The 12,420-nt window shown below is 67.0% G+C and carries 10 protein-coding genes; 5 read left to right on the top strand and 5 right to left on the bottom strand.

Translation table 11 applies throughout. The features are described from left to right. The first annotated feature begins 48 nt into the window (after positions 1 to 48). The 3 genes from IEW24_RS02550 (at position 49) to ggt (ending at position 3,858) form a co-directional block, all read left to right on the top strand. Positions 49 to 1,080 (top strand): ABC transporter ATP-binding protein, encoded by a 1,032-nt coding sequence (locus IEW24_RS02550; RefSeq protein WP_188577278.1) that lies wholly within the window; start codon positions 49 to 51, stop codon positions 1,078 to 1,080. After that, entirely contained in the window at positions 1,077 to 2,042 is a 966-nt protein-coding gene (locus IEW24_RS02545) for an ABC transporter ATP-binding protein (RefSeq protein ID WP_188575113.1), read from the top strand. The genes IEW24_RS02550 and IEW24_RS02545 overlap by 4 nt, the downstream gene beginning before the upstream one ends. Positions 2,043 to 2,271: 229 nt before the next feature. Continuing rightward, positions 2,272 to 3,858 carry a gamma-glutamyltransferase gene (gene ggt, locus IEW24_RS02540; RefSeq protein ID WP_188575111.1) on the top strand — a complete coding sequence of 529 codons (1,587 nt, stop codon included), beginning with the start codon at positions 2,272 to 2,274 and terminating at the stop codon, positions 3,856 to 3,858. A gap of 71 nt (positions 3,859 to 3,929) precedes the next feature. Here the strand turns inward: ggt and IEW24_RS02535 are convergent, their stop codons facing one another. After that, positions 3,930 to 5,384, bottom strand: a complete 1,455-nt coding sequence (locus IEW24_RS02535) for an NAD-dependent succinate-semialdehyde dehydrogenase (RefSeq protein ID WP_188575109.1) — start codon at positions 5,382 to 5,384, stop codon at positions 3,930 to 3,932. A gap of 151 nt (positions 5,385 to 5,535) precedes the next feature. Here IEW24_RS02535 and IEW24_RS02530 point away from each other — a divergent pair, with 151 nt between their 5' ends. Continuing rightward, on the top strand, positions 5,536 to 6,336 hold the full coding sequence (locus tag IEW24_RS02530; RefSeq protein WP_188575108.1) for an IclR family transcriptional regulator: 801 nt from the start codon (positions 5,536 to 5,538) through the stop codon (positions 6,334 to 6,336). Positions 6,337 to 6,503: 167 nt separating this feature from the next. Here the strand turns inward: IEW24_RS02530 and cynS are convergent, their stop codons facing one another. From cynS to IEW24_RS02510, 4 genes are all read right to left on the bottom strand, one after another. Then, positions 6,504 to 6,986 carry a cyanase gene (cynS, locus tag IEW24_RS02525; protein WP_188575106.1) on the bottom strand — a complete coding sequence of 161 codons (483 nt, stop codon included), beginning with the start codon at positions 6,984 to 6,986 and terminating at the stop codon, positions 6,504 to 6,506. A gap of 69 nt (positions 6,987 to 7,055) precedes the next feature. After that, positions 7,056 to 7,946, bottom strand: a complete 891-nt coding sequence (locus tag IEW24_RS02520) for an ABC transporter ATP-binding protein (protein WP_188575104.1) — start codon at positions 7,944 to 7,946, stop codon at positions 7,056 to 7,058. A gap of 5 nt (positions 7,947 to 7,951) precedes the next feature. After that, complete coding sequence (gene ntrB, locus IEW24_RS02515; protein WP_188575102.1) at positions 7,952 to 8,806, bottom strand: nitrate ABC transporter permease; 855 nt, start codon at positions 8,804 to 8,806, stop codon at positions 7,952 to 7,954. A gap of 4 nt (positions 8,807 to 8,810) precedes the next feature. Continuing rightward, complete coding sequence (locus tag IEW24_RS02510) at positions 8,811 to 10,181, bottom strand: CmpA/NrtA family ABC transporter substrate-binding protein (RefSeq protein ID WP_188575100.1); 1,371 nt, start codon at positions 10,179 to 10,181, stop codon at positions 8,811 to 8,813. A 215-nt stretch (positions 10,182 to 10,396) separates the two neighbouring features. On the opposite strand from IEW24_RS02510, the gene IEW24_RS02505 reads away from it, so the two are divergent. Next, positions 10,397 to 12,364 carry a sigma 54-interacting transcriptional regulator gene (locus IEW24_RS02505; RefSeq protein ID WP_188575098.1) on the top strand — a complete coding sequence of 656 codons (1,968 nt, stop codon included), beginning with the start codon at positions 10,397 to 10,399 and terminating at the stop codon, positions 12,362 to 12,364. Positions 12,365 to 12,420 lie beyond the last annotated feature (56 nt).

Genomic DNA, 12,420 nt, shown 5'->3' with positions numbered 1-12,420 from the left:
TTGCGCCATCCGGTGCGGCCGCTCTCCCATCATGCCGAGGTGCGCGCCATGACCGACATCACCTCCCGCCCGCCCCTCCTCGAAGTGCGCGACCTCGCGGTGGAATTCGCCGATGCCGACAGCGTGGTGCATGCGGTGAACGGCGTCTCCTACACCCTGCGCGAGGGCGAGACGCTGGGCATCGTGGGCGAAAGCGGCTCCGGCAAGAGCGTGCATGTGCTCGCCATGCTGCGCCTCATCCCCATGCCCCCCGGCCGCCTCGCCGGCGGGCAGGTGCTGTTCGAGGGCCGCGACCTGCTCACCCTTTCCGATCCGGAACTGCGCAAGATAAGGGGCGGCAGCATCGGCTTCGTGTTTCAGGATCCCATGAGCTCGCTCAACCCCTCCATGACGGTGGGCCGGCAGATCATGGAGCCCTTGATGCTGCACCTCGGCATGGGCGCGGAGGCAGCCCGCAAGCGCGCCATCGAGCTGATGGACATGGTGCGCCTGCCGGATGCCGCGCGGCGCATCGACCAGTATCCGCACGAATTCTCCGGCGGCCAGCGCCAACGCATCATGATCGCCATCGGCCTCTCCTGCCGGCCCAAGCTGCTGATCGCCGACGAGGCCACCACCGCACTGGACGTGACCGTGCAGGCGGATGTGATCGAGCTGGTGAAGGAGCTGAAGCGCGAGATCGGCATGGCGGTGATCTGGATCACCCACGACCTCGGCGTGGTGGCCGGCATCGCCGACACGGTGCAGGTGATGTATGCCGGCCGCGTCATGGAGCGCGGCCCCGTGGACGACGTGTTCCGCGATCCGCGCAGCGCCTACACGCTGGGCCTGCTGCGCTCGCTGCCGGACCTCACGGCGCCTGCCGGCCAGCGCCGACGCCTGACGCAGATCGACGGCGCGCCGCCGGACATGCGTTTCCCCCCGCCGGGCGATCCGTTTGCCCCGCGCAATCGCTACGCCACGCCGCGCTGCCTCACCGAGCGCCCGCCGCTGGAGCAGGCGCCCGGCGCCGCCCCCGGACATCTCGCCGCCGCATGGTACGATCTGCCGTCGGTGCTCGCCGCGGAGGCCTTGTCATGAGCCAGATTGAGACCGGCCAGACCGAGAACAGCGCGGAAAAGAAACCCTATCCGCTCATCTCCGTGCGCAACCTTTCCAAGCACTATGCCCTGCGCTCGGGCTGGGGCTTCAAGCCTTCCGTCTTCAAGGCGGTGGAGGATGTCTCGTTCGAGATCATGCCCAATGAAACGCTGGGCCTCGTGGGCGAGAGCGGCTCGGGCAAGAGCACCATCGGCCGCGCCGTCACCATGCTCAATCCGCCCACCTCGGGCGTGGTGGCGTTCGAGGGCACGGACCTGACGCAACAGAGCGAGCGCCAGATGCGGGCCATGCGCAAGCGCATGCAGATGGTGTTTCAGGATCCCTATTCCGCCCTCAACCCGCGCATGACGGTAGGCGATTTCGTGGCCGAGCCGCTGCTCATCCACGACATCGCGAAGACGGCAGCCGAGCGCAAGGACATCGTGGCCGAGCTGTTCCGGAAAGTCGGGCTGGAGCCGCGCTATATGGCGCGCTTCCCGCACCAGTTTTCCGGCGGCCAGCGCCAGCGCATCTGCATCGCGCGCGCCATTGCGGTGAAGCCATCCTTCATCGTGGCGGACGAGCCCATCGCAGCGCTGGATGTCTCCATTCAGGCGCAGGTGGTGAACCTGTTGCAGGATCTTCAGGAGGAGCTGGGCCTCGCCTATCTGTTCATCTCCCACGATCTGCGCATGGTGCGCTACCTCTGCCACCGGGTGGCGGTGATCTGGAAGGGACGCATCGTGGAGATCGCGCCGAGCGAGCTGCTCTATGGCAATCCGCTCCATCCTTACACCCGTCGCCTGCTCTCCGCCGTGCCCGTGCCCGATCCCGCAATCGAGCGCGCCCGCACCCGCCTGCCGCAGGTCTCGGGTCTCACCGAGGGGCCGGATTGCCACGCGCTGGTGGAAGCCGAGCCGGGGCATTATGTTGCGCGGGAAGCTTTGGGGGGTGGTGCGTAGTACTGAGTTTACGCTTTGGCGGAAGGTCTCGCCGGGCCCCCTCCCAACCCTCCCCCGCAAGCGGGAGAGGGCTTTCTGGCAGGTTGGGCAGAGGGCACGCTCTCTCCGGCAATCGCGACAGGTCCCCTCTCCCGCTTGCGGGGGAGGGCTAGGGAGGGGGCAGACCGGGCGCATCCCGCGCTCCGCGCAACGTATTTATTGAGCGCCTAAACACTTTAAGGAAACGTCCGTGCGTAATTTCTTCAAGACCGGCCGCTCCACCGTCTATGCCAATGAGGCGGCGGTGGCGACCTCGCATCCCCTCTCCAGCCTCGCCGCGCTCGATGTGCTGCGCGCCGGCGGTAATGCGGTGGATGCCGCCATCGCTGCGGTGGCCGTGCAATGCGTGGTGGACCCGCACATGACCGGCATCGGCGGCGACTGCTTCGCCCTCTACACGCCCAAGGGCGAGGGCGTGCCGATCACGCTCAACGGCTCCGGCAAGGCGCCCGCTGCCGCCGAGGTGGAGTGGTACATCGACAAGGGCATGACAGAGCTGCCGCTGGACAGCCCGCATGCCGTCACCGTGCCCGGCGCCATCGCCGCCTGGTGCCGCCTGCTGGAAGACCACGGCACGCGCCCGCTCGGCGAGCTGCTCCAGCCCGCCATCCGCCTCGCGGAGGAGGGCTACCGTTTGCAGCCGCGCGTTGCCCGCGACTGGGAGCAATATGGCGGGCGGCTGAAGAACGACCCCACCAGCATGGCGGTGTTCATGCCCGGCGGCGTGGCGCCGCAGCAGGGCGACCTCCACCGCCAGCCCAAGCTCGCCGCGACGCTCCGCAAGATCGCGGAAGGCGGACGCGATGCCTTCTACACCGGCGAGATCGCCGAGGACGCGGTGGCGCGCCTCAATGAGCTGGGCGGCCTGCACACGCTGGAGGATTTCGCTTCGGCCGAGGCGGAGTATGTGACGCCCGTCACCACCAATTATCGCGGCTATGACGTCTATGAATGCCCGCCCAACGGGCAGGGCCTCGGCGTGCTGATGATGCTGAACGCGCTGGAGGGCTATGACCTCTCGCCGGACGCCATGAGCGAGGAAGACCGCATCCATCTGTTCGCGGAGATCAACAAGCAGATCTACCACCACCGCGACCATCTGTTCGGCGACCCCGTCAAGGCCTCCATCCCTGTTGAGCAGCTGCTCTCACCGGAATGGGCGGCGTGGGCGCGCTCCAACGTGGACATGGCAAAGGCCGGCACGCCCACCGTGTGGCCGCAGGTGGCGCACACCGACACCGTCTATCTCTGCGTGGTGGACAAGGATGGCAACGCCATCTCCTTCATCAACTCCATCTTCCACCAGTTCGGCAGCACCATCACCACGCCCAAGGGCGGCTTCCTGCTGCACAATCGCGGCGCGCAGTTCTCGCTCCAGAAGGGCCATCCCAACGCGATTGCGCCGAACAAGCGGCCGCTGCACACCATCATCCCCGGCATGCTGATGAAGGACGGCAGGACGGTCGCCCCCTTCGGCGTGATGGGCGGGCAGTATCAGGTCATGGGGCATGTGGAGCTGCTGACCAACATCATCGATCGCGGCATGGACGTGCAGCAGGCCATGGAGGCGCCGCGCAGCTTCGCCTACAAGGGCGCGCTGGAGCTGGAGCCGGAATATCCGCCGGCCCTGCTGGAGGCGATGCTGGCCCGCGGCCATACGGCGAAGTGGTCGGCGGACCCGCTGGGCGGCTCGCAGATGATCTGGATCGACCGCGACCGCGGCGTGCTCGCCGCCGCCTCCGAGCCGCGCAAGGACGGCATGGCGCTGGGCTATTGACGCGCTGACACAAAAATCCCGGCATCGGCCGCAGCCGATGCCGGGATGATCAATGGCACACTGTCAGAAGATCAGCCCACGCCCGAGCAGAGGTATTTGATCTCCAGATATTCCTCGATGCCGTACTTGGAGCCCTCGCGGCCGAGGCCGGACTGCTTCACGCCGCCGAACGGGGCCACCTCGTTGGAGATGAGGCCGGTGTTGTGGCCGACGATGCCGTATTCCAGCGCCTCGGCCACCCGCCAGGTCCGGCGGACGTTCTCGGTGTAGAAATAGGCGGCGAGGCCGAATTCGGTGTTGTTGGCCAGCGCGATCGCTTCCTCCTCGGTCTCGAAGCGGAACAGCGGCGCCACCGGGCCAAAGGTCTCCTCGCGGGCCACCTTCATCTCGGTGGTCACGTCGGTCAGAACCGTGGGCTCGAAGAAATGGCCGCCCTGCGCGGCGCTCTTGCCGCCGAGCGCGATCTTCGCGCCCTTCGACACCGCATCCGCCACATGGTCCTTCACCTTGGCCACCGCATCATCGTCGATGAGCGGGCCGATGGTGACGCCCTCTTCCGTGCCCACACCCACCTTCAGTTGCTTCACCCGCTCGGTCAGCTTGGCGGCGAAGGCGTCATAGACGCCGGCCTGCACATAAAGGCGGTTGGCGCACACGCAGGTCTGGCCAGCGTTGCGATATTTGGAGGCCATGGCCCCCTCCACCGCCGCGTCGAGATCGGCATCGTCGAACACGATGAAGGGCGCGTTGCCGCCCAGCTCCAGCGACAGGCGCTTGAGCGTGGGGGCGGACTGGCCCATCAGGATACGGCCCACCTCCGTGGAGCCGGTAAAGGAGAGCTTGCGCACCACATCGCTCTTGGTGAGCACGCCGCCAATGGTGCGGCTGTCGCCCGTCACCACCTGCAGCACGCCAGCCGGAATGCCCGCCTCCTGCGCCAGCACGCCCAGCGCCAGCGCGGTGAGCGGGGTCTGCTCGGCGGGCTTCACGATCATGACGCAGCCCGCCGCCAGCGCCGGGCCGGCCTTGCGGGTGATCATGGCGGCGGGAAAATTCCACGGCGTGATGGCGGCGGTGACGCCCACCGGCTGCTTCAACACCAGAATGCGCTTGTCGGTCTGCGGGGTCGGGATCACGTCGCCATAGACGCGCTTGGCCTCTTCCGCGAACCACTCGATGAAGGAGGCGGCATAGACCACCTCGCCCTTGGCCTCGGCCAGCGGCTTGCCCTGCTCGGCGGTCATGAGGGCGGCCAGATCATCCGCATTGGCGATGATGAGGTCGAACCAGCGCTTCAGCAGCGCCGTGCGCTCCTTCGGCGCCAGCTTCGACCACGGGCCGAAGGCGGCCTGCGCCGCATCCACGGCGGCCTGCGTCTCGGAAGCGGAGAGGTCCGGCACATGGCCCACGATGCTGCCGTCCGCCGGATCGCGCACCATCACATGGGCGCCGTTGGCAGCCTTGCGCCATTCGCCGTCGATCAGGCAGGCATCGCGACGCAAGGCGGGGTTCTTCAGCTTCAGCACGGTAACACTCCGGACTTGACAAGTTCAATTAGGAGAACTTATTTCCTTGTAATGAACTATCGCGTCCGGCGCGGTCTGCGTCAAGGCGGGCCACTTCACCATGCTGTGGCCGCGCGCGGCCCGGCGGGAGACGGCACATGAGCGCACCCGCATGACCACGGCGCCACATATCCCGCCCGAGCCGCAATCCGAGAGCGTGCCGGCGCTGCGGCGTGCGGTGCGGGTGCTGGATTTCGTAGGTGCGGCCCCCCACCCGCCCCATGCCGCCGACATCGCCCGCGCGCTCGGCCTGCCCAAGAGCACGGCGCACGGCCTCATCGCCTGCATGGTGGAACTGGAACTGCTGACGCGCGGGGCCGACGGCACGCTGCGGCTCGGGTCGCATCTCATGCGCTGGGCCGGCGGCTTCCTCGGCCAGACGGACATGGTCTCCGCCTTCCGCGACGTGCTGGCGGAAAGCCCGGCGCTGGGCGATCACACGGTCACGCTCAGCCTGCTCGACGGTACCGACGTGGTCTATCTTGCCTGCCGCAACAGCCCGGCGCCGCTGGGCATTACCTTTCGGATCGGCATGCGCCTGCCGGCGCAGTTCACCGCCACCGGCAAGGCGGTGCTCGCCACCTTGCCGCCCGCGCGCGTGGCGGCGCTGCTTCAGGGGCCGTGGCCGGCCGGGCTCACCCCGCACAGCGTGGCCGGCCTGCCTGACCTCACGCGGGAGCTGGAGGAGACGCGGGCGCGCGGCTTCTCCATCGATGACGGGCAGGTGCGCGAGGGCATGGTGTGCCTGGGGGCGGCGGTGCGCGACCATTCGACCCTCGAGGACGGTCCGGCCACCGCCGGCATCGCCATCAGCCTGCTGGCACACGAGGCCAGCGAAACCCGCCGGGCGGAACTGGCGGGCCACCTCACCCGAATCGCGGCCGCCCTCTCCAGTCGCCTCGGCGCCGGCTGAGACGCAAGCGCGACCTGAGCCGCTGCATTGCAATTCGGCTGAATAATACCGCGAATACCTACCAGAAAACCGCCATGTGGTAATGGGAAGCGCGCATGAAAAAGGCACGGCGCCGAAGCACCGTGCCCATTTCGCCGTTCCCCCGCAGGTTCGGTGCGGGGACCATATCAGATTTCCTTGAATCCGTATTCCGGCGTGCCCTGCTCGGCGCCATAATATTTGTAAGGCAGGAACTTGCCGGACATGGTGATCTTCACCCGGTCGCCCTTGGCATGCTCCAGGCGGCCGATGTCGATGTCGAAATCGATGGCGGACATGATGCCGTCGCCGAACTCCTCCTCGATCAGCGCCTTCCACGCCGGGCCGTTGACCATCACCATTTCGTAGAAGCGATAGATCAGCGGATCGGTGGGCGGCATGGGCATGCCGCGATAGGGCACCTCGTTGAGCATGCGCTCTTCAACCTCGCTGAGGCCGAACAGCTCGGCGGCCGCCTTCGCCAGCGGCTTCACCAGCTTCATCTGGCCGAGCAGCGCGCCCACCACCAGAACCGGCGACATGCCGCCGATCTCGTCCGTGATGTGCTTCCAGGTCCAGCCCTTCTCGCGCTTGATGTCGAGGATTTTTTCCGTGAGCTGTTCGCGGGTCATGGTCTCTCTCCTGTGGTCGTCTTATTGAGCCTTCCCAACGCCTGCCCCATCGCTGGCGGACCTTGCGCCCTATCCCCCGGCGGTGCGCCGGGGGCTGAGCGCCCCCACCGGCTCGGTGGCGAGCGTCGGCCGCACCACGGGCGGGCGGCGACGGTCGTAACCGGCGGGCGGGCTGTCCCGGAGGACGCGCGAGCGCTCCACCAGGAAGTCGATCAGATGATTGCGCAGGGCGTAGAAATCCGGCTGCTTGTGCAGGTCCAGCCGGCGCCGGTCGCGCGGCAGCGGGTTCTCCACGATCTCGGCGATGGAAGCCTGCGGGCCATTGGTCATCAGCACAATGCGATCGGCCAGATAGATGGCCTCGTCCACGTCGTGGGTGATCATGAACACCGTCTGCCCGGTCTCCACGCAGATGCGCCGCACCTCGTCCTGCAGCGTGCCGCGGGTGAGCGCATCGAGCGCGGAGAAGGGCTCATCCATGAGCAGCATCTTGGGCTCGATGGAGAGCGCGCGGGCGATGCCCACACGCTGCTTCATGCCGCCGGACAGCTCCGCCGGGCGCTTGTGCTCGGCGCCCTTCAGCCCCACCACCTCGATGAAGCGCTCCGCATGGGCGCGCACCTTCTCGCGCGACCAGTCCTTGTGGCGCGAGGCCACCGCATAGGCCACATTGCCGAGCACGCTCTTCCACGGCAACAGGGCATGGCTCTGGAAGATCACCGCCCGGTCCAGCGAAGGCCCGTCGATGGCCTGCCCGTCCATGATGACGACGCCGCCATCGGGCTCTTCCAGCCCGGAGAGGATGTTCAGAACCGTGGTCTTGCCGCAGCCGGAATGGCCGATGACGCAGGCGAACTCGCCCTTGTCCATGGCGAACCACAGGTCCTCGAACACCGTATTGGTGCCCTTGGGCGTCCTGAACCTGCGGGCGATGCCCTCGATGGAGAGATAGGCGCTCATGATCCTTACTCCGGAAAGGTCACGAGCCGCGCCACATAAGCGAGGATCTGATCGAGGATCATGCCCATCACGCCGATGACGAGGATGGCGATGATGACATTGGTGATCGACAGATTATTCCACTCGTTCCAGACGAAATAGCCGATGCCGGTGCCGCCCACGAGCATCTCGGCGGCCACGATCACCAGCCAGGCGATGCCGATGGAGATGCGCATGCCGGTGAGGATGGTGGGCGCGGCGGCGGGCAGGATGATTGTGAAGGCGCGCTTCAGCGGCCCCACCTCCAGCGTGCGGGCGACGTTCAGCCATTCCCTGCGCACGCTGGCGACACCGAAGGCGGTGTTGAGCAGCATGGGCCAGACCGAGCAGATGAAGATGACGAACACCGCCGAGACGGCGGAATCCTTGATGGTGTAGAGCGCCAGCGGCATCCACGCCAAGGGCGAGATGGGTTTCAGCACCTGGATGAAGGGATCGAGCGCCCGGCTCATCAAGGGCGACATGCCGATGACGAAGCCGAGCGGGATCGCGACCAGCACGGCGCCGCCATAGCCCAGCAGCACCCGGCCCAGCGAGAAGGCGAGCTGGATGCCGAGGCCCTTGTCGTTCGGCCCCTTGTCATAGAAGGGATCGGACAGGAGTGCCCACAACTGCTTGCCCACATCCCCCGGGCTCGGCATGGCCGAGGTGCTGGAAGAGGCGGTGATGCCCATCAGCTTGGCATATTCCGGATCCATGCCGGCGGGCAGGCCGGCGCCGCCGCCACGAAAGCCCGCCGTGCCCGCCTGCCACGCCAGCAGGAAGACGACCAGCAGCAGCACGGACACCAGAGCCGCACGCAGGCGCAAGGGCAAACCCATCGTCTCAGGCCCGCTTGATGGCGAAGCTCGCCACATAGTCTTCGGGCTTCGCCGGATCGAACGCCTTGCCCATGACGGTGATCGACTTGTTGGGCGCGGGCGGCTTCAGGCCCATCTCCTTCATCACCTTGTCCGCCTCGGTGGCGAGGAAGACCTTTCTGGCGATGCCGGCATAATCCACCTCGCCCTTCACCTGCCCCCAGCGCTTCATCTGGGTGAGAATCCAGATGGCGAAGCTCTCATAGGGGAACGGCTCGAAGCTGACCCGGTCCGGGTCCTTCTTGATGTTGCCGAGGCCGTCCGCATAGGTTCCGGTGAGCACTTGTTCAAGAACCACCGGCGGCGCGTTGAGATAATTGGCCGGCGCGATGGCCTCGGCGATCTGCTTGCGGTTTTCCGCCTTCTGCGCATAGGCGCTGGCATCGATGATGGCGCGCAGCAGGGCCGCATAGGTGTTCGGATTGGCGGTGACGAATTCCTGGCTGGCGGTGAAGGAGCAGCAGGGATGGCCGTCCCAGATCTCCTTGGACAGGATATGGATGAAGCCGACACCGTCATAGACCGCGCGCTGGGCGATATTGTCGGGGGCGAGGAAGCCGTCGATATTCTCCGCGCGCAGGTTCGCCACCATTTCCGGCGGCGGCACGGAGCGGAGCTGCACGTCGGTGTCGGGATCGATGCCATTCTCCGCCAGATAGTAGCGCAGCAGGTAATTGTGCATGGAATAGTCGAAGGGAATGGCGAGCTTCATGCCCTTCCAGTCCTTCGGATTGCGCTTTTCCTTGTGCTTCATGGCCAGCGTGATCGCCTGACCATTGATGTTCTCGATCGCCGGCACGGAGAAGGGAATGGGATTGGAGCCCAGCCCCATCGAAATGGCGATGGGCATGGGCGAGAGCATGTGCGCGGCGTCATATTCCTTGTTGATGGTCTTGTCGCGGATCACCGCCCAGCCCGCCGTCTTCACCACCTCCACATTGAGCCCGTGCTTGTTATAGAAGCCGAGCGGATGGGCCATGATGATGGGCGTGGCACAGGTGATCGGGATGAAGCCGATCTTCAGATCCTTCTTCTCGATGGCGCCGGAGCCTTGCGCGAACGCCTCCGTCACCGCGCCGAGCGGCAGGAAGGGGGCCAGCGCCGCCGCAATCGAGGTGCCGCCGATGGCCTTGAGGAACGCGCGGCGTTCGGCCGCCTGCGGGAACAGGGCCTGCACCACGGACTTTTCGAGCGCACCGGCGTAGCGGGCCTCGTCGCCGGAGGCGGCGGTGGCGCCGGTGGCCTGGAAATCATGCTCGGCCTTGCTCCGGTGCTGGCCGCAGGCGCAGCCGGAAAACAGGCGGGAGAAGGCGCGGAAGGTGTCTTTGCTCGCCATGAACAGCCTCGCTCGCAGGAATGAAGACAGGAATGGGTCGATCGGAAAAAGCGTTCGACCTGACCTTAAGCAAGGCGTGTGCCAGCCCTCGCCCGAGCGCTTTTCCTTGCATGCGCAAAGGGTTCCGCAAGCGGACCAGATTCACGACATTTCGTGATTTACGACTTTCCGGGTGTCAGTTACGATTTTTCGTGCCCCAAGCGCCGAGGCCCATCATGCAGACGCCGCCCGCCCCCTTGCCCACGCGCCCCGCCCTCGACGGCGCGCAACTGGGCGATGCCTTCCTGCAAGGGGTGGATGCGGCACTGGCGGTGGACCTCGACACCGCCCGCATCCTCGACGCCAATCCCGCCGCCTGCCGCCTGCTCGGCCGCCCGCATGCCCTGCTCACCACCATGAGCGTGTTCGATCTCCACCCCGGCCAGACGGCGGAGGTGATCGTCTTCACGCAGGCGGTGGTGGACAAGGGCGCGTGGTGGACACGGGCGCTCGCCGCCCGCCATGCGGACGGGCACGATCTCGTGCTGGAATATGCCGGCGTGCGCCTCGCGCCCGGCCAGGATCCTTATGGGATGCCCGGCCGCGAGCGCCTCGTGCTTCTGACCCTGCACGATCTGGAGGCCCGCCATCGCCGCGACCTGGACGCGGAAGCCGAGCGCTTCATGCGCGACGGCCTCGGCGAATGGCAGCGCGCCGACCGCTTCTTCGCCGACATCGAGCGCGAGAACCGCCTCATCCTGCGCGCCGTGGGCGAGGGCATCTATGGCGTGAACACGGAAGGCAAGACCACCTTCGTCAATCCCGCCGCCGAGCAGATCCTCGGCTGGACGGCGGAGGAAATGATCGGCCGCGACATGCACGCCATGGTGCATCACCACCATCACGACGGCTCGCATTATCCCAACCACGCCTGCCCCATCTACGCCGCCTTCCGCGACGGCGCGGTGCATCAGGTGGAAAACGAGGTGTTCTGGCATCGCTCGGGCAAGCCGGTGTGGGTGGAATACACCTCCACGCCCCTGCGCGACCGGGGCCGGCTGATCGGCGCCGTGGTGGTGTTCCGCGACGTGACCCAGAAGCGCGATGCCAATGAGCAGCTGCGCATCGCGCTCGCCGAGGTGGACCGGCTGCGCGAGCGGCTGGAAATGGAGAATGCCTATCTTCAGGAGGAAATCCGCGCCGAGGGCAGCCATCGCGGCGTCATCGGCCGTTCGGAGGCCATCAAGAAGGTGTTGCGGCAGGTGGAGCTGGTGGCGCCCACGGATGCCACGGTGCTTATCACGGGGGAGAGCGGCACCGGCAAGGAGCTGATCGCCCGCGCCATCCATGATGCCTCCGAGCGGCGTGAGCGCCCGCTCATCCGCGTCAACTGCGCCGCCATCCCGCGCGAGCTGTTCGAGAGCGAGTTCTTCGGCCATGTGCGCGGCGCCTTCACCGGCGCCTTGCGCGACCGCATCGGCCGCTTCGAGCTGGCCGACCGGGGCACGCTGTTTCTGGACGAGGTGGGCGAGATCCCGCTGGAATTGCAGTCGAAACTGCTGCGGGTGTTGCAGGAGGGCCAGTTCGAGCGCATCGGCGAGGAGCGCACCCGCTCCGTGGACGTGCGCATCATCGCCGCCACCAACCGGGATCTGAAGGCCGCCGTGCGCGCCGGCCGCTTCCGCGAGGATCTGTTCTACCGGCTCGACGTGATGCCCATCGAGTCGGTCGCCCTGCGCGACCGGCGCGAGGACGTGCCCCTGCTCGCCGCCCATTTCCTCGACGGCGCCCGCCGGCCACCCGGCGGCGTCCCGCTCCAGCTCAGCGAGGGCGATGTGCGGCGCATGCTGGCCTATGACTGGCCGGGCAACGTGCGCGAACTCCAGAACGTCATTGAGCGCGGCATCATCCTCGCCCGCAACGGTCGCCTGCATATCGACCTGCCGGAGGGCGCGGCCGGCGAACTTTCAGGCGATCCGGCGCTGATCGCCCCTCTCGCCCCGTTTTCCCCCGCCCCCGCGCTGGAGACGGAAGCCGACCGCCGCACCCGCCTGCGCGCCAGCATCCTCGCCGCGCTGGAGGCCTCGGGCGGCAAGGTCTCCGGCCGAGGCGGCGCGGCGGAGCGCCTCGGCCTCAAGCCGACCACGCTCGCCTCGCGCATGAAGACGCTGGGCATCGGCGCGGGACGCACCCGCGGGCTGTGACCGCGAAATGCCACAGATGCATTGCGGCTGTCATTTCAGGCTGATACTGATCAAGT

This window comes from Azorhizobium oxalatiphilum, from assembly GCF_014635325.1.
Taxonomy (GTDB): Bacteria; Pseudomonadota; Alphaproteobacteria; order Rhizobiales; family Xanthobacteraceae; genus Azorhizobium; species Azorhizobium oxalatiphilum.
This window is presented reverse-complemented; position numbering and strand designations above follow the sequence as displayed.

Coding starts and splice junctions, on each gene's coding strand:
- IEW24_RS02545 (WP_188575113.1), top strand. CDS start 1,077: ATGAGCCAGATTGAGACCGGCCAGACCGAGAACAGCGCGGAAAAGAAA.
- cynS (WP_188575106.1), bottom strand. CDS start 6,986: ATGACCCGCGAACAGCTCACGGAAAAAATCCTCGACATCAAGCGCGAG.
- IEW24_RS02520 (WP_188575104.1), bottom strand. CDS start 7,946: ATGAGCGCCTATCTCTCCATCGAGGGCATCGCCCGCAGGTTCAGGACG.
- IEW24_RS02510 (WP_188575100.1), bottom strand. CDS start 10,181: ATGGCGAGCAAAGACACCTTCCGCGCCTTCTCCCGCCTGTTTTCCGGC.
- IEW24_RS02550 (WP_188577278.1), top strand. CDS start 49: ATGACCGACATCACCTCCCGCCCGCCCCTCCTCGAAGTGCGCGACCTC.
- IEW24_RS02505 (WP_188575098.1), top strand. CDS start 10,397: ATGCAGACGCCGCCCGCCCCCTTGCCCACGCGCCCCGCCCTCGACGGC.
- ntrB (WP_188575102.1), bottom strand. CDS start 8,806: ATGGGTTTGCCCTTGCGCCTGCGTGCGGCTCTGGTGTCCGTGCTGCTG.
- IEW24_RS02530 (WP_188575108.1), top strand. CDS start 5,536: ATGACCACGGCGCCACATATCCCGCCCGAGCCGCAATCCGAGAGCGTG.